This window comes from Microcoleus sp. AT9b-C3 (genome assembly GCF_036705485.1).
Classification (GTDB): Bacteria; Cyanobacteriota; Cyanobacteriia; order Cyanobacteriales; family Microcoleaceae; genus Microcoleus.
On the sequence record NZ_JAUBUR010000042.1, the window covers coordinates 1 to 22669 of the forward strand.

24 protein-coding genes are annotated in these 22669 nt (G+C 45.3%); 10 read left to right on the forward strand and 14 right to left on the reverse strand.

The genetic code is table 11. The features are described from left to right. Nucleotides 1–321: 321 nt before the first annotated feature. From QUB77_RS26775 to QUB77_RS26785, 3 genes are all read left to right on the forward strand, one after another. Complete coding sequence (locus QUB77_RS26775) at nucleotides 322–735, forward strand: hypothetical protein (protein WP_333179278.1); 414 nt, start codon at nucleotides 322–324, stop codon at nucleotides 733–735. Between the two features lie 116 nt (nucleotides 736–851). Beyond that, nucleotides 852–1970, forward strand: a complete 1119-nt coding sequence (locus tag QUB77_RS26780) for a hypothetical protein (RefSeq protein ID WP_333179282.1) — start codon at nucleotides 852–854, stop codon at nucleotides 1968–1970. A 49-nt stretch (nucleotides 1971–2019) separates the two neighbouring features. Then, complete coding sequence (locus QUB77_RS26785) at nucleotides 2020–2943, forward strand: type IV pilin-like G/H family protein (RefSeq protein WP_333179284.1); 924 nt, start codon at nucleotides 2020–2022, stop codon at nucleotides 2941–2943. 36 nt (nucleotides 2944–2979) lie between these two features. Here QUB77_RS26785 and QUB77_RS26790 read toward each other — a convergent pair whose 3' ends face one another. The 3 genes from QUB77_RS26790 to QUB77_RS26800 form a co-directional block, all read right to left on the reverse strand. Continuing rightward, nucleotides 2980–3600: a Uma2 family endonuclease gene (locus tag QUB77_RS26790; protein WP_333179286.1), complete on the reverse strand. Its 621-nt coding sequence runs from the start codon at nucleotides 3598–3600 to the stop codon at nucleotides 2980–2982. A 62-nt stretch (nucleotides 3601–3662) separates the two neighbouring features. After that, entirely contained in the window at nucleotides 3663–4397 is a 735-nt protein-coding gene (locus QUB77_RS26795; protein ID WP_333179288.1) for a hypothetical protein, read from the reverse strand. A 192-nt stretch (nucleotides 4398–4589) separates the two neighbouring features. Then, nucleotides 4590–5213, reverse strand: a complete 624-nt coding sequence (locus QUB77_RS26800; RefSeq protein WP_333179291.1) for a DedA family protein — start codon at nucleotides 5211–5213, stop codon at nucleotides 4590–4592. A 348-nt stretch (nucleotides 5214–5561) separates the two neighbouring features. On the opposite strand from QUB77_RS26800, the gene QUB77_RS26805 reads away from it, so the two are divergent. Continuing rightward, entirely contained in the window at nucleotides 5562–5906 is a 345-nt protein-coding gene (locus QUB77_RS26805; protein WP_333179294.1) for an STAS domain-containing protein, read from the forward strand. Nucleotides 5907–5950: 44 nt separating this feature from the next. Here QUB77_RS26805 and QUB77_RS26810 read toward each other — a convergent pair whose 3' ends face one another. From QUB77_RS26810 to psbN, 8 genes are all read right to left on the reverse strand, one after another. Further along, nucleotides 5951–6601, reverse strand: a complete 651-nt coding sequence (locus QUB77_RS26810; protein ID WP_333179296.1) for a hypothetical protein — start codon at nucleotides 6599–6601, stop codon at nucleotides 5951–5953. Further along, nucleotides 6594–7148 carry an Npun_F5560 family protein gene (locus tag QUB77_RS26815; protein WP_333179298.1) on the reverse strand — a complete coding sequence of 185 codons (555 nt, stop codon included), beginning with the start codon at nucleotides 7146–7148 and terminating at the stop codon, nucleotides 6594–6596. The genes QUB77_RS26810 and QUB77_RS26815 overlap by 8 nt, the downstream gene beginning before the upstream one ends. 594 nt (nucleotides 7149–7742) lie before the next feature. Then, nucleotides 7743–8354: a class II aldolase/adducin family protein gene (locus QUB77_RS26820; protein ID WP_333179300.1), complete on the reverse strand. Its 612-nt coding sequence runs from the start codon at nucleotides 8352–8354 to the stop codon at nucleotides 7743–7745. Between the two features lie 850 nt (nucleotides 8355–9204). After that, a complete protein-coding gene (locus QUB77_RS26825) occupies nucleotides 9205–10128 on the reverse strand; it encodes a hypothetical protein (RefSeq protein WP_333179302.1) in 924 nt (307 codons plus the stop codon). A 499-nt stretch (nucleotides 10129–10627) separates the two neighbouring features. Continuing rightward, nucleotides 10628–11719, reverse strand: a complete 1092-nt coding sequence (locus QUB77_RS26830; RefSeq protein WP_333179306.1) for a transposase — start codon at nucleotides 11717–11719, stop codon at nucleotides 10628–10630. Nucleotides 11720–12016: 297 nt separating this feature from the next. Continuing rightward, entirely contained in the window at nucleotides 12017–12928 is a 912-nt protein-coding gene (locus QUB77_RS26835) for an MBL fold metallo-hydrolase (RefSeq protein ID WP_006633695.1), read from the reverse strand. A gap of 1 nt (nucleotide 12929) precedes the next feature. Further along, a complete protein-coding gene (gene aroC / locus QUB77_RS26840) occupies nucleotides 12930–14030 on the reverse strand; it encodes a chorismate synthase (RefSeq protein ID WP_333179309.1) in 1101 nt (366 codons plus the stop codon). 244 nt (nucleotides 14031–14274) lie between these two features. Beyond that, nucleotides 14275–14406 (reverse strand): photosystem II reaction center protein PsbN, encoded by a 132-nt coding sequence (gene psbN / locus QUB77_RS26845; protein WP_006633693.1) that lies wholly within the window; start codon nucleotides 14404–14406, stop codon nucleotides 14275–14277. 212 nt (nucleotides 14407–14618) lie between these two features. Here psbN and psbH point away from each other — a divergent pair, with 212 nt between their 5' ends. The 4 genes from psbH to QUB77_RS26865 all read left to right on the forward strand — a co-directional run bounded on the left by psbH (nucleotide 14619) and on the right by QUB77_RS26865 (nucleotide 16160). Further along, complete coding sequence (gene psbH / locus QUB77_RS26850) at nucleotides 14619–14822, forward strand: photosystem II reaction center phosphoprotein PsbH (RefSeq protein ID WP_015176007.1); 204 nt, start codon at nucleotides 14619–14621, stop codon at nucleotides 14820–14822. Between the two features lie 151 nt (nucleotides 14823–14973). Next, nucleotides 14974–15234 carry a TatA/E family twin arginine-targeting protein translocase gene (locus QUB77_RS26855; protein WP_333179312.1) on the forward strand — a complete coding sequence of 87 codons (261 nt, stop codon included), beginning with the start codon at nucleotides 14974–14976 and terminating at the stop codon, nucleotides 15232–15234. Then, nucleotides 15235–15897 carry an aminoacyl-tRNA hydrolase gene (pth, locus tag QUB77_RS26860; protein ID WP_333152462.1) on the forward strand — a complete coding sequence of 221 codons (663 nt, stop codon included), beginning with the start codon at nucleotides 15235–15237 and terminating at the stop codon, nucleotides 15895–15897. Next, nucleotides 15894–16160, forward strand: coding sequence for a DUF3146 family protein (locus QUB77_RS26865; protein ID WP_006633689.1), 267 nt, complete (start codon nucleotides 15894–15896; stop codon nucleotides 16158–16160). The genes pth and QUB77_RS26865 overlap by 4 nt, the downstream gene beginning before the upstream one ends. 81 nt (nucleotides 16161–16241) lie before the next feature. Here QUB77_RS26865 and QUB77_RS26870 read toward each other — a convergent pair whose 3' ends face one another. Together QUB77_RS26870 and QUB77_RS26875 are read right to left on the reverse strand one after the other, a co-directional pair. After that, a complete protein-coding gene (locus QUB77_RS26870) occupies nucleotides 16242–16616 on the reverse strand; it encodes an S-layer protein (RefSeq protein WP_333179315.1) in 375 nt (124 codons plus the stop codon). An 81-nt stretch (nucleotides 16617–16697) separates the two neighbouring features. Further along, nucleotides 16698–17531 (reverse strand): type II CAAX endopeptidase family protein, encoded by an 834-nt coding sequence (locus tag QUB77_RS26875; protein ID WP_333179318.1) that lies wholly within the window; start codon nucleotides 17529–17531, stop codon nucleotides 16698–16700. 212 nt (nucleotides 17532–17743) lie between these two features. Between QUB77_RS26875 and QUB77_RS26880 the strand changes: the two genes are divergently transcribed. Then, nucleotides 17744–19213 (forward strand): GTP-binding protein, encoded by a 1470-nt coding sequence (locus QUB77_RS26880; RefSeq protein ID WP_333179321.1) that lies wholly within the window; start codon nucleotides 17744–17746, stop codon nucleotides 19211–19213. A gap of 356 nt (nucleotides 19214–19569) precedes the next feature. On the opposite strand, the gene QUB77_RS26885 is transcribed toward QUB77_RS26880, so the two are convergent. Continuing rightward, nucleotides 19570–20778 carry an argininosuccinate synthase gene (locus QUB77_RS26885; protein WP_333179324.1) on the reverse strand — a complete coding sequence of 403 codons (1209 nt, stop codon included), beginning with the start codon at nucleotides 20776–20778 and terminating at the stop codon, nucleotides 19570–19572. 571 nt (nucleotides 20779–21349) lie between these two features. Here QUB77_RS26885 and QUB77_RS26890 point away from each other — a divergent pair. Next, nucleotides 21350–22288, forward strand: a complete 939-nt coding sequence (locus QUB77_RS26890; RefSeq protein WP_333179327.1) for a glycosyltransferase — start codon at nucleotides 21350–21352, stop codon at nucleotides 22286–22288. Nucleotides 22289–22669: the final 381 nt, after the last annotated feature.

The window sequence follows — 22669 nt, forward strand, 5'->3', positions numbered from 1 at the left end:
TTTCAGCTCCGAGTTAACCATTTTTCTTCATTTTACATCATCTTGCATTTGTCTCACATTTATTTGAAATGACTATAGTACGAAAAATTAGGGTTTTCCCAACTGACGCACCCTACTAATTCTGTCAGTTGCGTAATTCCTCTTGGATTATTACTTTTATACTACTTTTAAGATACTTTTATATTACTTTTTTGCTTCTTAAGACAGATGTGGATTTGATAATATGGAATGTAATCAACAGAAACAGTGTTTGTGTTGGAGTCTCATAGAATATCCCAGCCTCTGTCCAATATTGCTGATAATTAATTAACAGGAAGCTTCATGTTAAGTAAAAATTTGCTAACATTCAGTTTAATTACCTTATCTTACATTGGTAGTGTAGGAGTCTTGTCTACTTTAACTACGGGCTGTGACTTGATTAAACAAGATAAGTCACTTTCTACAAAAAAAGCCGAAAAAATAGTTAATAAATGGAAAGCTTCCCGAAGTGGAACAATTGAGATAGCAGGAGTTCGGGAAAATCCCGATAATACTGCTGTAGCTACATTACAGGTATCAAATTTAATTGTCAAAACAAACATGCTTGGTACAATAAGTGAGCAAAACTTTTCGGGGCCGGGGGAAGCGACATTCTCGCGCTATACCGATGGAAGTTGGGCGTTAACAGGATTGGTTTTTGGCAATAATTTATTTGATAGCTTCTTCGTTAAGGATCTGAATATAAAAGATGATTAGGTGGAACTAGGCAAAAAATAACGCTACTAGCTTGATATCGTTCTCAACAACATCAGGCTAGTTATTAGAAAGCAATGTGACTGAAAAACAATTCTTAGTAGAAGAGGAAATTATTAATGTCATCTGGTGGTAGCGGTGGTAGCAGTAGCGGTGGTAGTGGCAACAGTGGAACTGGTAGCGGTGGTAGTGGCAGCAGTGGAGGTTCTAGCGCACCTACAAGAAGAATAGGGATTGCTATAGTTTTGGGAGGTATTGCAGGCGGTTTAGTTGCGGCCGAAAATGTAGCGAATATAGGAACTTGGCTGTTTGGAGATAGTGTTCTATGTAAATTTGGTATTTTGAAATGTTCAAATCCACCAGAACCTAGACCTGTCATTCCAACTCCACCGACCACAACATTTAGCTCTTCGCCTTCACCTGAGCCTATTAAACAAGATCCTATTCCTGTTTCATCACCAACATCCACTCCTTCTCCAGCGCCGGAGACTCCAGCGCCAGTTTCGCCATCGCCAACGAAAACACCTGAGATTGAGCAAAAACCTGTAGAACCCACCAAATCCAGCGATCCTAATATTGGTATTTTAAAAGAAAGCCGCATTTTTAGCGATCGGCTTACTTCAAAAGATAATCAAAAATACTACTATTTTAGTATAGACACGCCAAGCAATGTCAGTCTTTACTTGGATAATGTAACTAACGAAGTTGGAATCTTGCTCTATGTTGACACGAATGGTAATAAAGTCATAGATTCTGGAGAACAAATAGATAGTGCTTCGGCTTATAGCAATTCAACCGGAACAATTAGTAAAATGTTAGGAGCAGACAGCTATATTGCTACCGTTCTATTTAAAGGTGGCAATACTAACTACACTTTTCAGATTATTAACAACACCAATGATGCCGTTAAGGTGGGAGAATTGCCCGCTAGTAAAAGCTTTAGTGAGACGGGTTCTTTAAATCGCAAAAATCGCCAAAAATATTACCGATTTACATTAAAGAGTACCAGCAATGTCAGCATTTCCTTAGATCAAGTAACTAATGAAGTTGGAATGTGGCTTTATGTTGATACAAATGGTAATGGAGTTATAGATTCTGGAGAACAGGTGGACAGCGCTTCGGCTTATAGCAATTCAACCGGAACAATTAAAAGAAGCTTAGGTGCTGATGACTATATTCTTGTGGTTCAAGAAAAAGGAGGCAATACAAACTATACTGTGAATATGACTGCTCAATAGTTATCTAATAACTAGCTTCCTAGCTGTAAATACTCACTTCCCAAAAAATATGACTCCCCCTCAAAAAAAGTCTAATTTTTCACTGTTGAAAGGGAGCTTAATTGGTGCTAGTTCGACAGCATTATTAGTGCTAGATGGCTGGGGATTCTGGAATTTGCTCGCCCCTCAAATTTTCTCAAATTCTGTAGCTACTGCTATCCCTCAAAATTCTGTTTCTAAAAAATTGATAGGTCAATGGCAAGGGGAAATTTCAGGTCGCCTTTTAACATTAATTTTTACACCGGAAGGGAAGTTATTTATTTTGCAGACATCTACTTCAGCTATTGAATTTGAGTATCGTACTGACGTAACTCGTCAACCCAAGTATCTGGATCTATTAGTAGGAGGTCAAATTGCCACAAATACAATTTTTGATTTCACGGCTGACGGTAAGTTGCGCTTAGAATTCTATGATATCAAAAAATCTCGACCTACATCTTTTAGTTCCAATGCAACGGTTTTTAATAAAATATCTGAACAAACGACATTGCCTGCAAATGTTACAGTCATTAATAATCAAGATATTCAAGCTCAAGCAAACAAGGCGAAACAGGCAGAGGCAAAACAGTATGTTAGCTCTATGAATCGAGGACAACAAGCTTTTTACGCTGAACAAGGACGTTTCGCATCTACCTTAGAAGAATTTCAAAAAGGAGGAATTCTAGGTCTAAAATCAGAGACAGAAAATTACTCCTATAGGATTGTTTTGAGCAACAATAAGCGTTTTGTTCAATCAATCGCTTTGCCAAAGATAGATGGATTGAGAAATTATACAGGTATAGTTTATTTAGTTAAAAGCGCTGGTGGTGAACAAACTACCTCAAGTATACTTTGTCAAAGCCATCAACCCTCAAAAAAGCTTCCAGGAGCACCAGTCGTTAACAACTCTACGAGCAATCTACAATGTCCTGTTGGTTATTCTCAAATTAACTGAGTGCAGCCAAAAGCCCGATCGCGCTTTCCCCATTCCTCACTCCTCAGACTCAGACTCAAAATCCACACGATCGTAAATATCACCTAACCGCATCTCAAACTGCACCGAACTCAACATCAGAACCGCATCAGCACCATCATACTCAGACAAAACCCACTTATTATCATCCGTCTTGCAAAACTGTTCGACGTGCATCTCGTATTGATCGATCAAAACATACTCTCGAAAACTAGGAATAGAACGAAAAAGTTTAAATTTGTCACCACGATCGTAACTTGCTGTCGATTTCGATAAAACCTCAGCCACCATCACCGCATTAGTAATGGTATCTTTCCTACCCTCAGCAAACTCCAATTTTCCCCCCACCAGCATGACATCAGGATAAGTATAAACCCGCTTCGATGGTATCCATAAACGCAAATCGTTTACATTTACTCGATATGGTTTTCCTATCGTAGCAAAATTGATTGCCCCGCCAAAATTCAGAGCAATCTGATTGTGATTCGGTGTTCCGCCTGTCATAGGAATTATCTCGCCATCGTGGTATTCACTTCTAAATTCTGCCGCCTCTTCCAGCTTTAAATACTCTTCAGGAGTATAATAAGCCTGTGGCTTACTCTCAATTACTTCTTCGCGAATTTCTGTTGATGCCGTCATACTACATCCTCGTGCGATCGTACTCACATTATAACCGGATCATCCGCGATCGAAACAACCGTTTAAAGCTCGCTATCTGTGATTTTAATTACCTTCCCCTCAAACTCAAAACCCCTGTCCCAACCATCTAAATACTTATCCATATTAGGCTTAATCCACAGCGCCGCTTCCCCGTGTCCCAACTCCACAGCGCGATCGATTATCCCATGCCAATGTGTCAGAGGCTTCCCCGTCGCTTCCACCGCTTGCAAACAATCCCAAACCACCTTTGGTACGGATACCGGCGACACCGCATACCTCAACAATTCCTCTGCACCCTCTGGTGAAATAATCACATTATTCTCAACCCAAATCATACCCACATCCTCTTCTCTTTCCCCTTGCCAATTCACCTCGCCTCTCAAAACATAACCCCAAGGTTCGATAAAATTGTTGATAATATACTGCAACCATTCCACATAATCATAAAACTTTTCTGCGCCGCTCCACTGAATCCCCCCGCCGTCAGCAGTCGGAATCCACTGACACCACAAACCGGGCTGAGTCTTGGGCGGGCGGTTGTAATTAACAACAGAAACCTCGGAATCTTTATCCCATTTTTCATTCACAAAATAGCAGCCTTCTTCGCCCACAGGTAAACCAACTGCTTCTCTCGCTGGATCGGGAATACTCTGCAAAATCGCCGGATTTCGCTTCATTCGTCTAGTTCGAGAAAACTCCAATAAGTAAATAGATTCGCTGTCTAATAACCGTTTGTTTAAATGAAATATTCCGTCAAATGTTGTAGTGTATCCCATGATTTCGACCTCTTTATAAATGTATGGTGTCGAAGTCCAACTCAGAATAAAGTTTATTGTTTGTGGAACGGGCTTCTAGCCCGTTGCTGACATTGGTGCAAAATGTGATTTTCATATATTTCACTATTCTGAAGAACGGGCAAGATGCCCGTTCCACAAGAATATTGAGTTTTTGGGGAACGCCTTCCAACCCTACTTAGTCTTGTCCAAACTCCGCGACTCCAACCAAATAGGAATTGCAATCCAAGCAACTGCTAACAGCAAAGCAAATACCGCAAATTGAGCAGCCCAAGCTACCAATTTCTCTAAAGACACAACTTGTCCCAAGAAGTAGGATAAACTTACCATTACAGATGCCCAGCTTGCAGCACCCAGAACATTGAACAGCGAAAATTTCCAAAAAGGCATTTCTGCAATACCCGCTAGGGGGCTAGCAAAAATTCGCAGCAGTGCGATGAAACGACCCAAAAATACGGCTTTAGCTGCATTTTTGCTAAACTGTTCTTTTAAGTCAAACAGTTGTTCTTCTCGAAAGCGGAAAAATTGTCCCAGCTTCAGCAGCAGTGGCCAGCCGCCGTACCTGCCGATCGCATAACCAAAATTCCCCCCCAATGTAGCACCGGCGATCGCACTGCCGAGTACAAACCAGTAATTCAGTTCCCCGCTGCCAGCTAAAAACCCGCCAGCTATCGTAATAGTCTCGCCTGGAAGAGGAACTCCCAGATTTTCCAGCAAAATTCCCAGAAACACTGCCCAGTAGCCGTAATCACGCGCAAACTGCTGAATAGTCTCTAACGATAAAAACTCAAAAGACATTCGATACTGCCTTCGTAAACTTTTGCAAAGCTCAATACATTTATATATTGGCTCGATTCAGCCAATAGTGCAATCTTTCGCTGTGATGAAGAACACACTGTTGTCGCGATCGCTGGGCTAACTAAAAATTAGCCTTTCAGGCATACTAGAGGAATAGAGAATTGTTGCGGTTGCGTTCCGCGCGATCGCTAGCTAGTTTCCTACTAAATTTATCACAACGGCTCTCGCCCCCGATTCCCACAAGGGCGATCGCCCATCCTAAAACATACGCTGAAATTCCCTGAGTCTCTCAAGAGAGTCAGCAACTAAACTAACTTATTCATACTTTACGATCGTAGGATAACTGCTATGGAATCTCCCAACTTCAACCCACCCATCGTCCTTCAACCTCACAACTGCCTCGACTCCCAAGCCGGCAGCCTCCTGCAGCAACAGCTAGCCGAGATTGTGCCCGATCGCCACAAACTCTGGGTAATAGACATGGCCGCCGTAGATTTCATCGACAGTTCCGGGATCTGCGCCTTAGTCGGCGGACTCAACTCCGCCCGCCACCGGGGATGCCGCCTCGTCATCTGCAACCTCTCAGCAACAGTCAGGCTAATATTTGAAATTACTCAACTCGACCAACTCTTTGAAATCTTCGACAGTTTCGAGCAAGTTATCTCCACTGAAACTCCGGCTTTAGTTGCTTGATTAAAATTAGCTGCCCAGTTTAAATCTCAAGTTTCCAAGAGACTTCAAGCAACCGCAGAGTTAATTTGAATATCATAAATAGGCTTATTTGTCAAGCAATACCAATGACAAACAAATAAATCCGGCACTTGAACGCCGACAGAAGCGATCGCAGGTGCAGCCGGAAAAGGCCAAAGTCGATCGAAACAAATCCTTTCCCCTACAAACCCGAACTGCATCAAATAAGTCGCCGGCGGCGCATTTAAAAGATTCAGCAAGCGGTAAGCCAACTCATACAACTGCTGTCGCCAAACATCCGAAAAATGCACCGGTTGAGAGTAACTCAACTCGCCCGACTGCTTGTCAGGTTCCCCACCGATCGCCTCAGCATACAGTGGCCCCTTTGCCGTCCACACCACAGGCAGCCAAAAATTGCCATCGCCGACGGGAAAAAGCAACTCCTGAGCCACGCGATCGCGCGCCGCCGAAACATTGCTACAAAATCGAAACACCTCTTGAGCCGGAAAAACCAGATTTTCTGGCACATTTAGCGTCAAAGGACAAACGATCGCCCCATCCGAAGCGATCGCGCCAGAATTGAGTTCAGAAACCCCACAGATATTGACTTCAGTTAAAGGATGAGATTGAGCGATAGCTGCCTTGAGACTTGCGGCCGGATCTGTCTCACCACCCGCCACAATCAAAACCTTAGACATTGCCAAAGCTCGGCATTTGAATTCCTCGATCGTCCGTTTCATCGACGCTCGGCAGATCCAAGCCCTTAGCCTTGCGGCTCCGCACAGCGAGACGGTAAGTGACGCTTTGCAACTCTGTGTGCAACTGGCGATTTTCTTTTTGCAGTTGATCCAATTTTTCCTTAATTGGCTCGATTCGCTCGGCAAACTTCTGGCGGTAAACCCCCGGCAATTCCTGAACCACCTGTTCCAGCATCCGAGAGCGATCCGTCAATTCTTGTACCGACTGCCGCAGTTGGTAAACCTCAGCATCCCGCTCGGCGATTTGTTCCTGATAAAAACCCACCTGTTCTTCAACAGCTTGGAGTTGTTCCCGCATTGCCTGCATTTGAGCTTGGTGGCGATCGGAAACTTCCGGTGTCGGCACAAAATTAGAATTGCCCTTCACCAGCCTGAAAAGTTCTTGAGACAACTGCTGCACCAATTGGTCGCGCATTTGCAGCTCTTCGGTGAGACGAGATACCTCTGATTGCAATTCTTTTGAGCTTACAAGTTTAGTTTGATTCATAAAAATGCTCCGTAAGTGGGAAACTCAGAGGCTTTAGCCCTGAGAGGTAAACGACACGGGCGGTTTCAATACATTCGACGGAGTTTCTCCTGAGCGAAGCCGAAGGGCAAGCGTGACCACCGCCTTGAATCCGCTTTCCCCTTGCGGCGGTAGAGGGGTATAGGTACCCCTCTGTGGAGATATGGTTGTCTCCGGCTCCCTTTCGGGGTAATGTTCGCTTCACCAAAGTTATAAGAGCTTGTTAAGCTTGCAGCACTGCCGAGCGTGACCTTAAGGCTGTTTAACTACAAGCGACAGAGCGGAAAACTAGCGTCGCATTCTCCGGTGTCGTGACCCCAATAACGTAGACCTTTAAAGTCTTAGGCCCGTCAGTACAGCTTGCTCCATCACTAGCGACCAAGCTCAGTCCCTTTAGGGCTAGGTTACTGACGATGACTCTCAGCTTTTACGATTTAATATAGTATATATCTGCTATTTAGAATATCTTTCCATTACCACAGAGGCAAGAGGCACTTGGCAATTTTTGAGTTGGTTGCGAGAGTTTGATGCTCGATCTTTGCCACAACCTAGGCGATGGATCGATCGTTCGAGAGATCAACCGTCAACTCCAATCTCATTAATCACAGCCGAAAGCACTTTGCCAGCTTCGTCCACGGTGCTGCCAAAACAGATAATGCCGTCCTCGTGATCGGCCATCGCCAGAATTTTGCGCTCTGCCAAATTCTCCTCCTCCAAAAGTCTAAACATTTCTAAGGCCATCTGGGGAGTGCCGTAAGGTATTTCTTTTCTCGTAGTAGGAATCTTAAACAGCAGTTGCCGCCATAGCTGAGGATTATGGACGTGAATTATCCCGCCCACATCATCTCTGTGAAGGTACAGGGCCCCGTGCGTCAGGGACTCCGACGAAGCTTGTACGGGGCCCCGGCAGCCGAGGTAATTTTGTTCTAAGTTAAATTCGGTAACAGTACAGTATGATTCTGGTCCCAGAGTTCTCAAGTGGGCAGTCTGGGTTCCCGAAATCACGAATTGGCAAGAATTGCCGAGTCTGACGCTGACGTTGCCAAACCCTATGCCATTTTCGTAGACGCCAATTAATCCCCAAGAGTGTAGCCGATCGCGCCAGTCCATCAAATCAGCTATGGTCTGGGCAGCTACAGGGTCTGCTTTTTCCCAGTCGCAGTGGTACTTAACGACTCCTTCATCCATCCATTTTTCGATCAGAGCGGACACCACAGACACAATTCAAGCACAGACTTAATCGAAGTTGTCAAACTCTTTTTTGTTGCCTGCTGCCTTCTGTCTCGCTGCATAAGTGCCTTAACTAATTTACATTCCCGTGTCGCCGTAATTAGCTATCGACATTAGCAAAAAGTAAGCTACCAAAGAAGAACCAATTATTCCAAAAATCATGATTTAGCCTCTAGGTGATTACAAAAGTTCAATATGAAAATGTAAGCTATCAGTTGGAGAGTTTGATTCCAGGCTTTTGCCCGATCGAGTTTCTGATGTGAAACTACATAATCTCGCTGAATCCGCTACACATCAAGACTACCGCATTTCTACTGAGTTGACTTCTCCCTTAAGAAATATTTAAGGATAAATTACCCCTCAATCCGGTAACTTAGGTAAAAAGCAACCGTATATTTACTGATTTTTATCATTATACATATATTTAAGCAAAAAGCAAGCAGAACACAAAAAATATTTTTGAGCCAGTCAGGGAGGAACTGGCACAATCTTCGGGTGCTCTACGTTAGTCAAGACCTCTGTCGGTCGAGCAATTTTTAGCTCCGGGGCATCCTACAAGCTAAGAAACCGAGTTGAGCGTAATATCATGTCGGGTCAAATTACCGCAACGCCAGCTTGCGTCGCCGGGTTGACCAAAATCTGTAGTGATAATATTAAATTGTAGATTCTGTAAACCCGCGCCTACCTAGAGGGGGAGAGTCGATCGACCGAACCTGATATAAGTCCTCCACAGAAAAAAACAAGCCGATCGAGCACTGATGACTTGATCGGCTAAATTATTCTGTAAAGCGCGATCGCTCGCAGCCCTTTAAATGTGGAAGTGATACAAGATGCTGCCGTCGTCTTTAATTTCGCAATTGGCATTAAAAACTTCAGCTTGTTGGTTCAAAAAACGCTGAGCCACATCCGGCGACAGCCGCGTTTCCATCGCAAACCGCACCAGAGTTATTTCGCCGCGGCCTTCTTTGATCAGTCGGTACAAAGCACTTTGGAGTCTTTCGCTCTCTTCTCGCTGAAAAGCTGCTTTGTACCTCCAATCTGCCACCGAAGGAATCAAACCGCGGCTGACCAAAATCGCCAACAGCAAGCCAATTCCCAAAATCAGAGGCACTGTTGGATCGCTCGTGGGCGTCGCCACAATTTGCGGCACTGTAGCGGCGGCCAAACTGCTAACCATTTCTTTTTCCGAAGCTTGCGTATCCGCCATTGCAAGCTGAGTTTTGTTGTAAAAGTCTTGCTGAAGCTTCATTTGCTGCAACAGGCGAGCGCGTTCTCTTTCGTATTGGTCGAGTTTTTGCTGAGCTTGTTTTAGGTCTTGAGTGACTTGTGCCAAGCGTTGGTTGAGCGACTGATTGACTGATTGCCACCGATATCTGTTAATCAGGCGGCTTTTTTCCACCATGCCCTTCATCAACATATCCACCGTTTGGATTGCTTGCTCCTGATCGAGCGAGCGATACCCAACAACAATCTCTAGGGGTTGTTCCGGCTTAGAAATCTTGACACTAGCATTTTGTCGAACTTGCTGGGGCGACAGCTTAACTGCATCTGCCACTGCTTTGACAACATTATCTGCCAGCAGAACCTCTGGGGTGAGTTGCTCTCCCTGCTTGAGAATTGTCGTGCCCGTACTCGAAAATTTGACTGGCGGATTATTAGAAGAGAGAGTGCCTTGAGCCATGAATCCGGGGGGCGGGGCGAGGCGGTAAGCCAGGGCGCCTGAAATACCCATAATTACAGCAAAACTGCCTAGGGCAATCCATCTGTATTGATGTGCTGAAGATCTAAAACGTAAATTTCCCATTTTGATAGTCAAGTCATAACATTCGCTTGCCGCAGCTCCTGCCAAACCCAAGAGCCATCGTTTCTTTTTGGTTAGTCCAATTGACTGCTGAAAATTTTCTCAGTTTCTACCTAAAAGCTATTAGCTTTTGAGAGTTGTCAATATTCATGAGCAGAAAAAACCGATCGCGCTTTTATTTGAGCCGAGCTATAACTTCAGTTTTTGTCCTTAATAATTAATCTGTAACAAGGCTTCTGGAAGTCTACTGGCATCAGACTAGCACTCAGGCGTGCGATCGCCTCGCCTCCCCGTGTTTGTTGACATTCAAAACAGTCTGCTTTGTAAAACTTATCTAAACTTATCTAAAGCCATCTTTAGACACAATTCGGAGTTTACTTCCTACGCTGTTGGGTAGACGGCTAATCCCAAGATAAGTAGGCTATCCCCCTCAAGCCGAGGGTTCCCAGTTTAAAATGTTGATGCTGGCGTTGAAATCACGATCTAAAGATATGCCACAAGCGGGAAAGTGTAAAGTCCGAATGCTTAGTGGCATATCTTTTTTAGTGCCACAATTAGAACAGGTTTTAGTGCTGGGGAACCATTGGTCTACCAGCACTAAATTTGCCCCATACATTTTGCACTTATAATCGAGTTGACGTTTGAACTCGTAAAAACCTAAGTCAGATATTGCCCCGGACAGCTTGTGGTTCGCCATCATTCCTTGAACCTTCAAGTTTTCAATCTTAATTAGCTTAAAGGTTTGGGCTAAATAAGTTGTTACCTTCTGAAGAAAGCCTAAGCGAATACGAGCTATCCGTGCATGGAGCCGACGGATTTTATGGTAGGTTTTGCGCTGATTTTGGGAGCCTCTTACCTGTTTTGATGCTTGGCGTTGCAAGGTGGCAAGCTTGGTTTTCGCTTGTTTTAACGGCTTCGGCGCATCAAAGACCTGCTGAGTTGACAGCGTGGCAAAAGAATTAATGCCTACATCGATTCCTACAGAGCTTTCAGATTGTTGAACTGGCAAACGTTCGGCATCAACGAAAAAGGAAACAAACCAACGACTTCCTTCTTTTGAAATCGTAAAAGTTTGAGACACATAACCGCATTCTAGGGCTTCGTAGAGTCGAAAAGTCCCCAAGGTAGGAATCTTAATGGTTTTACCAGCGCTTAGTAAAACTTTGCCGTTAGATGAATCAACTGTAAAAGATTGACCGTCTCGGCGGCTAGCAAATCTTGGATGACCTGCCTTTCCAGAGCGATACCGACTAAAAGCATCTTTCAAGTCAATCAAAGCATTTTGATAAACTCGACTAGATAATTGATTCATCCAACCGAATTCAGGCTGTTTCTTGACGTAGTTGGTGAGAACTTTTTTGACTTCGTTAAGTACCTTTGAGTCTGTGAATTGTCCCCCGCTATACATTTGAGTCCGCAAGCTCAACCCCATGTTAAACACTACCCGCCGAAATCCTGCGTGTTTTGCCATCAAGGTCGCTTCCCGGTTATTCAATTTGAGCGCTCGCTTGACGGCAAACACAAAACTTCTCCTCCACGATTAACTATGGATATTTTTAGCGAACTATTTGGCACTTAAGTCTTGCTCCTTTTCACCCTTGGCAATTCTCCAATTATCTTACGTCTTGGCGTCTTGCGGACGCGGTTGAAGAATAAAAAAAACCTTAAATACTCTGCCTAAAAACTTAACAAGCAAGAATTATACCATGCAGTTAAGAGTTTGCTGCGCCTTAAAAAAAAATTGTGGAGCTGGTTTCGCCGCCAGATCCACATATTCACATAACAATTATGGTTCGATCGATCTCACCAGGGCGAATGTTCAGAAGCCGATCGGCAAAATCAGACCCTCGCGTGCCATGACAGCCTTCGGAAAAGCAATTTGCACGTCTTCGGCGATGCGATCGAGAAAATCGTCAGTATGAGCCGGATCGTGGTGAAAAATCACCACTCGTTTCACCCGCGCTTCCTTAGCCATTCTCACCGCTTCCTGCCAAGTCGAGTGTCCCCAACCCACCTTCGGAGACTTGGGGTTGTGATATTCCTCGTCTGTGTACATCGCATCGTAAATCAGCACGTCAGCGTCGAGGGCTAAATTGTAGACATTCTCATCTAGGCGATCGGGAAAATGTTCGGTATCCGAACAGTAAACAACAGATCGTCCCTGCCAAGTCACTCGATAGCCCATCGCAGTATTGGGGTGATTCAGAGAACCCGTCCTAATCTCAATATCGTCCAGCATCATCGTCTGGTTGTGATGGAGTTCGTAGAAATTCAAATCTGCCTGCAAACCCATCAGCGGCACCGGCGAATTCGAGTGCAACACCCGTTCGACAAAGTGCCTTTTCATGCAATCTCCATCCGGCGGAGTCGCCCCGTAAATATCAAAGCTATTGCCGCGGATGAAAGCTGGGGCGAACAGCGGGAAACCTTGAATGTGATCCCAGTGATAGTGAGTAAAAAACATATAAGCTTGCACGGGCATTTCTTGCACCAACTGGTCTCCCAGCATCCGCAAGCCTGTTCCGCCATCAAAAATCAAGCGTTTGCCAGCGACTCGCATTTCCAAACAAGAAGTATTGCCGCCGTAGCGAACAGTTTCCTGTCCGGGTGTCGGAACACTGCCCCGCACGCCCCAGAACTGTACTACAAAATCATCTATACCTTTTATTGATTCGGAGGGTTGAGGGCAATCAACGGGAGTTGCCGCTACAGAGGACAAGCTGATTTCCATTTTAAAATTCAGGCTTTAAGGTTCCACATTGTCCGTGATGGCGCAGTAGATGGTCGCACAACACTAAAGCTACCATTGCTTCGACCATTGGCACAGCTCTTGGCAAAACGCAAGGATCGTGCCGTCCTTTGGCAGCCAGCAGGGTTTCTTCGCCCTCTCGGGTAACTGTACGCTGCTGCTGGCGAATTGTCGCAGTTGGCTTGAATGCCGCCCGCAAAACGATATTTTCGCCGTTAGCAATCCCACCCTGAATTCCGCCAGAGCGATTCGTCACTGTACGAATTACACCCTTATCATCAGTATAGTATTCATCATTATGTTCGCTGCCCTTGAGCAGAGTCCCGGCAAACCCGGAACCAATTTCAAAGCCTTTGCTGGCGGGCAAGGACATGATGGCTTTTGCCAAGTCGGCTTCGAGTTTGTCGAATACGGGCATTCCCAGCCCTTTGGGTACATTGCGGGCGACGCATTCGACTACACCGCCGATCGAATCTCCACTGTCGCGAACTTTTTCGATCAGTTCAATCATTCTTTCGGCACATTCGGCATCTGGACAGCGGACGATGTTGCTTTCTACTTGTTCTAAGGTAACAGTGTCCGGGTCGGCGACACATTCTAAGTCTTTGATGCGTTTGACGTAGCCGACTATTTCGACTCCTGCTGCTTGAGAGAGAATTTTTTTAGCGATCGCCCCTGCTGCTACTCTACCTATTGTCTCCCTCGCCGAACTTCGACCTCCGCCTTGCCAGTTACGAATTCCGTACTTAGCATCGTAGGTAGCGTCAGCGTGAGAAGGGCGGTAAGTTGTCGCCATTTCGCCGTAATCTTGGGGGCGAGTGTCTTGATTGCGGACTAAAATTGCGATCGGCGTTCCCAAAGTTTTGCCTTCAAACACCCCTGAGAGAATTTCGCAGGTATCTGCTTCTTTGCGAGGTGTGGTAATTTTGCTTTGGCCGGGGCGGCGGCGATCGAGTTCGGCTTGAATTTCCGATGCGTCGATCGACACCAGGGGCGGGCAACCGTCAATTACTACTCCCACACCGCCGCCGTGAGATTCCCCAAATGTCGATATCCGAAATAAATGCCCAAAGGTATTGCCCATTATGCTTTTCCCTAAAACTTAATAATTTTTAGCTTAAATGGAATAGAGATTTACTGTATTTCTGAAAAATATACCATTGACGAGTAGGCGACAGGCGATCGCCCCGCCGCATCACTCCCTTCCCACCCCTAGAAGAATATCTACCAGGGAGAGAGGGAGAGACAGAGAATAGGAGATATCTGGAAACACACTTAAATTCATCCGTGTATCCGTGTCCGAATCCGTGTTGTGCCTTCCTTCTTCTTTAGTCTTCGTGTTCTTCAAAAGGATCTCTCAATTCCTTAGAAGGGGGACCGAAAGCGGTGTAGATCGAGAATCCGGTGATTGCCACCAGACACACGCCCAGTGAAATGCCTAGAACTGCTGCAGGTTCCATATTTTTGATCGATTATGAGTGCTCCACTCTATAATATTACAAAAAATAACAATCCGTCTGAAACTCTAGTGATTTTAGGCGCTGTACGGTATGGTAGCCAACCCCCACTCCCCATTTTCCGAGTCCCCCTGCAGCATTTCTGAGAAATTGCGATCGCAATTAGCGGTGAAAATATGTCAAACTTCTCTGTAGAGATTCATTGTAGGTGACTTATGGCACAACGGACTTGGTTAGGAGATATACTCAAACCCCTTAACTCAGAGTACGGCAAGGTCGCTCCGGGTTGGGGCACCACGCTGTTGATGAGCGTTTTCATTGGACTGTTTTTCGTGTTCTTGTTGATTATTTTGCAAATCTACAACTCTTCTCTGATTCTGGAGAGTGTGGATATGGATTGGTCGAGTCTCGGCCGCTAAAAATTGAGCGCAAAACAGTAAGGCTAAAAGTAAAAGCTGAGGGTTGAGGAGAAAGGGTAAAAGCTAAGTTTTCCCGTTTTTCCTTACCCTTCCCGATTACTTTTGCCATAAATAAACAAGAAGTAACTAAACAAATTGCTGGAGAAAAACCATGAATATTTTTGGCATTGGTTTGCCCGAAATGGCAGTTATTTTTACGATCGCCCTATTGGTATTTGGCCCGAAAAAATTACCTGAAATCGGCCGGAGTATGGGGAAGGCAATTCGCGGCTTTCAAGATGCTTCGCGGGATTTTGAGTCGGAGTTCACGCGGGAAGCTAAGCAGTTAGAAGAAGCAGTAGCAACTAGCAGCAAATCGGCAACTGAAAAACTCACGGCGGCTACTCCCAAGGAAGATAGCACAGACAGTTAAATGAACAACACTCAGAAGTCGGAAACACCAGCGGAGTTAGTGATTCCCCAGCTAATTGTTGGGTTGGGAAATCCCGAACCTAAATACGATCGCACCCGACACAACATAGGCTTTAATGCTGTCGATGCCTTGGCTAAATCTTGGCAGATTTCGCTGTCGGAAAATCGCAAATTTCAAGGCATATTTGGCGAGGGAAACCGGCCGCGGGGACAGAAAATCCGCTTGCTGAAACCGCTTACTTACATGAATCTCTCCGGTCAAGCGATTCGAGCGGCGGCGGATTGGTACAAAATACCTGCGGAGTCGGTATTAATAGTATACGATGATATGGATTTGCCGATCGGGAAATTGAGAATGCGGCTTGCTGGTTCCGCCGGCGGACACAACGGCATGAAATCGACAATTTCTCATTTGGGCACAGACAAATTTCCCCGTTTGCGGATTGGCATCGGCAAACCTCAAAACGATGCTGCTAAAAATGAGAAAGATACGATTTCCTTCGTGTTAGGAAAGTTTTCCTCAGAGGAAAGTCAGTTAGTAGAAAAAGTGCTTAAACTGGTTGTAGAAGCTGTGGAACTAAGTCTGCACCAAGGAGTAGAAAAAGCCATGAGCCTTTACAATAGTCGCACAATTGCAGAAACAAACGCGGAAACAAAAAGGTGAGTTCGAGACGTTTGCCCGAAACAACTGCATATGTCCGGGTTACTGGTCAATCTTGGCAAAAAGGCACGATTGAGGGCGAAGTGACTGCCGGCAATTTTGAGTGGCAGTTTCAGTGGCGTTTCACGTCAGAAAAAACGCTGATACTTGAGCCTTCTCAGGGTAGGGCATTGATTCAGGAACCCCTGCACCGCTTCCTGGAGAAATGGGATTATCAATTAGAACCAGGTGGCGATTATTCGTTTACGGTTCGGGCCCAGTTTTAAAATCTTGGTAATGGGAAATGCGGAAAAGGTAATCGGGAATAAAAACTTCCTTTAGTAGGATATCCCGCTTCCACTAATTGTTTAATTAATTATCGGGAATTGCTGTGATGGGAAAGTGTGAAAACGTAATGGGGAAGGCAAACTTTCTCTAGTAGGATCTCCCGATTCCAGTGATTCTTTAATTAAAGCAGGTGGCGTCCCTTCTCGGTAAGCCCCGCAATAATACATTGTCAAAACAGCTTTGTAAGCCCAGTGATTGGAAGGTACATCGCTAAAAGGATTCGGCAGGGTTTCAGCCTGATTCTGCACGCAAGCATTGAGAATTTGTTCTCGCGCTGGCTGCACTTGAACTAAAGAATTATGGGGCTTGAGTTGAGCGGTAGTTTGTGCATTTGCCGGAGCTAGCAAACCTGTAGAAGTTAACAGTATAGCAGTGCCAAAGATGCTGATTTTCATAAGTTTACAAATTTGTGAATAAGTTGGATGGTAGTGAGGACTTTAGTCCTGAAACTTGTGGGAAATAAGGACTCTTCGTCCTTACTCCAAACCTTTGGACTGTTGGGACATTTTTCGCATTCCCAAGGCCAATACACTCAAAAACAACAGCCCCACGGCCCCAGCTAGCGGATTGCCGTTAACTCCTGTCACCCACTCGGGAACAAATGCCGAATATCGCACTAACTGCCCGATGTTAATTATGTAATATCCCCAGACTAAACCTGCATGAAGCCCGATCGACAAACCGAGGCGATTTTGGCGCGATCTTTTTGCCCAAACCAGTATCAAACCAAGCAACAACAACCCCGGAAACTGCGGCCAACTCTGCAGCATGGCCGCGACAGGTTTGATAAAATGAGATAGGGCAAACACCAGGCTATTCGCCCACAGGGATATTTTATAATTGTAATCCCGCTGCAACTCGTCCAGCAACCAACCACGGAATACCAACTCCTCCGCAAAACCGACTCCAAGGGCGCTTAACAGCCCTTCTGCGATGATTCTCGGCAAATTATCAGAATTTTGCCACGCGACTAAGCCGAACAGCCCTTGCACCGCAAATAAGCTGAAAGTGAGCAAAAGCCCGATCGCCAATCCGATTAAAAGCTCAAAACCATTTTTTCGCGTATTGATTAAACCGTAACTATTGAGTAATTGGGTTTGTCCGTAAACCTGTTTTCCCCAGCGCGGCACTAGGAACAGAAACTCAGCAAACAACAATCCCATTGTCAGAATAGTTGCTAGGTTACTATCTTTAACTAACAGATAAATTGGTGCTGCTAGCGGCAGCCAAATTGCTAGCAAGATGAAGAGGAAAATTATCACACGTAAAGGAAATGGATAACTGGCTATTATTTGGAGGCGGTTAATCATTGTTGTAAATTAAACAGGTTTTACATGACATCTGTAGGGACACAGCATTGCTGTGTCCTTACCAGGATTAGGACACAGCATTGCTGTGTCCCTACCCGGATTCTAAACACACCATTGCCGTAGCCCTAATGTACAAAGCAGACGGAAAAAGCTAGAATGGCATGGTATCGGTTGAAACTTTAAGTGAAGCAAAGCTATAACATCAGGTAACAATGACTGAAGCCTCGGATTTTTCAAATGTCGATCGCGAATTAGATGACACAATTTTAAGCTTCGCAGACATTCAGGCAGAACTCAACCTGCGCCACGCTAAAGATGCTCTGCGAGATATAGTAGAAAATCTCGACTTGACAGTTCAAGAGCGAACTGGACTGGAACCGGAAATTGGCGGATTGGAGAAAATGCTCGACAAGCTAGAGCGCGCTTGCGTGCAAATAGCTGTGTTTGGGATGGTGGGAAGGGGAAAATCTTCGGTTTTGAACGCGCTGCTAGGTCAAAATGTGTTTGAAACTGGCCCGACTCACGGCGTAACTCGCACGACGACTATCGGCCAGTGGGATGTCGGAGAGGGAATTGATGAGAATTTGCCCGATGGCTTACGCCCCGCTACGCTACGACTTTCGCCAGTTATTTACCGTTTGTCGCAAGTTGAATTAATCGACACTCCGGGAATAGATGAAGTTGACGGCGAAACTCGCGAACTTTTAGCCCGCCGCGTTGCTCAACAAGCAGATTTGATTTTGTTTGTAGTTGCTGGCGACATTACGAAGGTGGAATACGCAGCACTTTCGCAGTTGCGGGAAGCCGGAAAACCGATGTTATTAGTGTTTAATAAAATTGACCAGTATCCTGATGCAGACAGGCTGGCAATTTATCATAAAATTCGAGACGATCGCGTAAGAGAATTGTTGTCTCCCGATGAAATTGTGATGGCGGCGGCTTCGCCTTTGACGGCGAGGGCGGTGCGCCGTCCCGACGGAAGTATGGGCGTGCAAATGACTCGCAGTTTGCCACAAGTGCAAGATTTAAAATTAAAGATTTTGGAGATTTTAGACCGAGAAGGCAAATCTTTGGTCGCGCTGAATACGATGCTCTGTGCGGGGGATATTAACGAGCAGTTGGTGCAACGAAAAATGGAAATTCGAGATGACGCGGCTAATCGAATTATCTGGAACGGGGTAATGACGAAAGCGGTGGCGATCGCACTTAATCCAATTACTGTATTTGATATTCTTAGCGGTGCGGTAATTGATGTGGTGATGATCTTAACTTTATCTAAAGTTTACGGCATTGCGATGACGGAAGCGGGCGCGGTGGAATTGCTGCAAAAGATTGCGATTAGTATGGGGGGAATTACTGCGGGTGAATTGTTGGCTAATTTTGGTTTGAGTTCTGTGAAAGGATTGTTGGGTTTGGCGACGCCGGCGACGGGGGGTTTGGCTTTAGGGCCTTATTTGTCTGTGGCGGCGACACAAGCTGCGATCGCGGGGGTTTCTTCCTACGGTATCGGTCAAGTTACTAAGGCTTATTTGGCTAATGGTGCTTCTTGGGGAGATGATGGGCCAAAGGCTGTGGTGAGCAAGATTTTGTCTTCTTTGGATGAGGAGTCTATTTTAAATCGGATTAAGGAGGAGTTGCGGGCTAAGTTGGATTTGGGAAGTGTGGAAAAACAGAAATCTTAGCGATCGGCTGTTTTACGTTGACCCAGCAATCCTGGCGCAGCCCTGCAGCAACCCGGCAGGGGTTTCAACCCTTACCTTAAAGCTAAATTTGTGTTAAGACACTTTAACAAATTATTAGGATAATAACCTGTTACCAATTACCAATTATTACTGTATCTTACTAACTCATGACTTAGGCAATTGGCAGAGGTTGGGCGATTGTGGCAAATAAGGTGTGCTGTGCACACCCTACTCTAATTCCACGAAGGCGGACTTGGTTTGTGTAGCCGCCAATTCGATTCGGCGGGTTAACATCGAATTGTTAATCGGAATTCGATTGGGCGGCTTAACATCAGGTTTTCAAACCTAATTCGCTCCTATTTATAACCCCTATTTTTCTCCGACCAAATGCGGGTTGGTAGTCCCCAAACATAAACAAATCCTTCGGCAGCTTTGTGATCGAATTCGTCCTCTGCGCCGTAGGTTGCTAAGTCGAAACTGTACAGAGAATTGTCAGATTTGCGGCCGACAATAGTCGCATTTCCTTTGAACAGTTTGAGGCGCACGGTTCCAGTTACTCGCTTTTGCGTGTCCTGAATAAATGCGTCTAAAGCTGTTTTCAAAGGATTGTACCAAAGACCGTTGTAAATCATTTGGCTGTAGGTTTCTTCGATGCCTCGCTTGTACCGCGTTACATCTGCTGTCAGCGTCAAGCTTTCTAAGTCTCGGTGCGCGTGCATCAAAACTAAAATCGCTGGTGTTTCGTAAATTTCCCGCGATTTAATCCCGACTAAGCGGTTTTCAATCATGTCAATCCGCCCGACTCCGTGGTTTCCAACTATTTCGTTGAGTTGGGTAATTAAGGCGACTGGTGATAAATTTGTGCCGTTTAAACTGACAGGATTTCCGCAATCGAAACCGATTTCTAGGTATTCGGGGGTGTCGGGAGTTTGTTCGATCGCCTTTGTCATCAAATAAACCTCTTCTGGCGGTTCCGCCCAAGGATCTTCGAGGATTCCGGCTTCGATTGCCATTCCCAATAAGTTGCGATCGATACTGTAAGGCGAAGACTTTTTCACCGGCGACGGAATGCCGCATTTCTCGCCGTATGCGATCGTTTCCTCGCGGCTCATTTTCCACTCCCGCGCAGGTGCTAAGATTTTAATCTTGGGGTTGAGCGCGCCGATCGACACATCGAACCGCACCTGATCGTTTCCTTTACCTGTGCAACCGTGGGCGATCGCATCTGCACCGTATTTTTGGGCAGCTTCTACTAACAATTTAGCAATCAGCGGGCGAGCGAGGGCAGTTGAAAGGGGATAACGGTTTTCGTAAAGTGCGTTAGCTTGAATCGCTGGAAACGCATAGTCTTTGACAAATTCTTCGGTAGCATCAATAACTAAAGATTCCGAAGCACCGGATGCTAAAGCTTTTTTGCGGATCGGTTCTAATTCGTCTCCCTGTCCCAAATCCGCGGCCAGAGTAATTACTTCTTCAACACCCCACTCGTTTTTGAGGTAAGGAATGCAGACGGAGGTATCGACTCCGCCCGAATATGCTAGTACAACTTTTTTAGCGCGACTCATGAAAATACTCGGTAAGTGGGAAACTCAGCGGCTTTAGCCCTGAGAGGGAAACGACACGAGCGGTTAAAACCGCCTACCCCTTTCGGGGCTAGACAAGTAGAGGAATGGTACTTATCTAATCCCTGTATTGCCGGGAGCGCCTTGCCATTCCAGTAAAGTGAGCTTGTCGGTCAATGTTTAAAGAGCTTTTTAGACTTGCAACACTGTTCCAGTGACCTTAGAACTGTTTAATTGCAAATGACAGAGCAGGAAACTAGCTACGCATTTCCGGGTGTCGTGACTCAACAAACGTAGTCAGTTAAGACTTAAGCCCGTCAGTACGGCTTGCAGGAATTGCTCGCGATCAAGCCCAGTATCTTTTAGACCTGGGTTACTGACTGCTATTTACATCCTGAATTTAGATGTGATATTTAACCAACTTTGTATTATGCACCTAATTGAGATCCATTCTTGTCATAAATAGTACAGATTTATATATTCTTTTTTTGCTAAACTTTGCTATTTCCCGCAGGAGTTGCTGCGAAAAATCTGCTACCGTGGGATACGGTAACTGTGGCGATGGGGAAAAGCCGTGTTTTTTAGTGTTGTGATTCCGACGTATAATCGTAAACCGATTTTGGCAAAATGTCTACTGGCTTTGGAAAATCAGCAGTTCGGTGAGATTGTTAGAGAGTATGAAGTAATTGTCGTAGACGACGGATCGACGGACGGGACGCTGGAGTGGTTGGAGGCAAATGCTGGCTTGTTGCCTCATGTGCGATCGATCTGTCAATCTCACCAGGGCCCGGCGGCGGCCCGGAATTTGGGCGTTGAAGATGCTAAGGGCGATACGATTATTTTTATTGACAGCGATTTGGTGGTAACAGAGCATTTTTTGCAAGCACACGCAGATGCTTTACTACAGGCTTACAAAGAGACTGATGCTGTTTTTACTTACGGCAGCGTAATTAATACTTGCAATTTCGACAATCCTACTTCGGAACCCTACAAAATAACGGATTTTTCGGCGGCTTATTTTGCTACGGGAAATGTGGCGATCGCCCGCCACTGGCTGCTGGCTGCTGGACTTTTTGACAATCGCTTTCAACTGTACGGATGGGAAGATTTAGAGTTGGGAGTTAGGTTGAAAAAATTAGGTTTGAAACTCCTTAAATGTCCGCAGGCTGTCGGCTATCACTGGCATCCACCTTTTAGTTTAGAGCAAATTCCTGGCATGATTGACCGCGAAATTCAGCGCGGGAGAATGGGAGTTTTGTTTTATCAAAAACACCCAAGTTTGGAAGTACGGATGATGATTCAAATGACTTTTTTGCACCAAATCCTGTGGGGAGTTTTATCATTAGGTGGGATGCTGAACGAGCGAACTCTGACTCCTTTTTTGCAGTGGTTGATTGACCAAGGCAAGCCGCAGTTAGCTCTAGAAATTGCTCGGATTTTTCTGAATTGGTATAACGTGAAAGCCGTGTACGCCGCGTGCGGGGAATTGCAGACGGAGACAAAGATACCATAAATCAGCCCGACAGCGCAAATAAAATATAAGATATTGTAGGAGTATTTCAGGGCCCATTGGTGTCAACTTAAGCTCAAATGTAGTAACGGCATACTGTTTGACAATTATGCCTACACTGCCCTAGCGCTGCTAAAAAGGGGGATTTAGGGAACTCAAGACTTGGATACAAACCAGAAAAACAAATAATTTTAGTCTTAAGTTGACACCCATGTTGCGGCCTGTGTTAATTAACCTTTCCAGTGAGGATATCTACTGAAAAAAACACAAAAAAAGCCACCAGATAAAGGCAGGTAAAACCGGGTTATAGAAAGTGTAAAATTTTTACATTTAATCAAAATTCCTTGCTTCGCCTGTGATTTGAGGCATCTAGACTGTTTACTC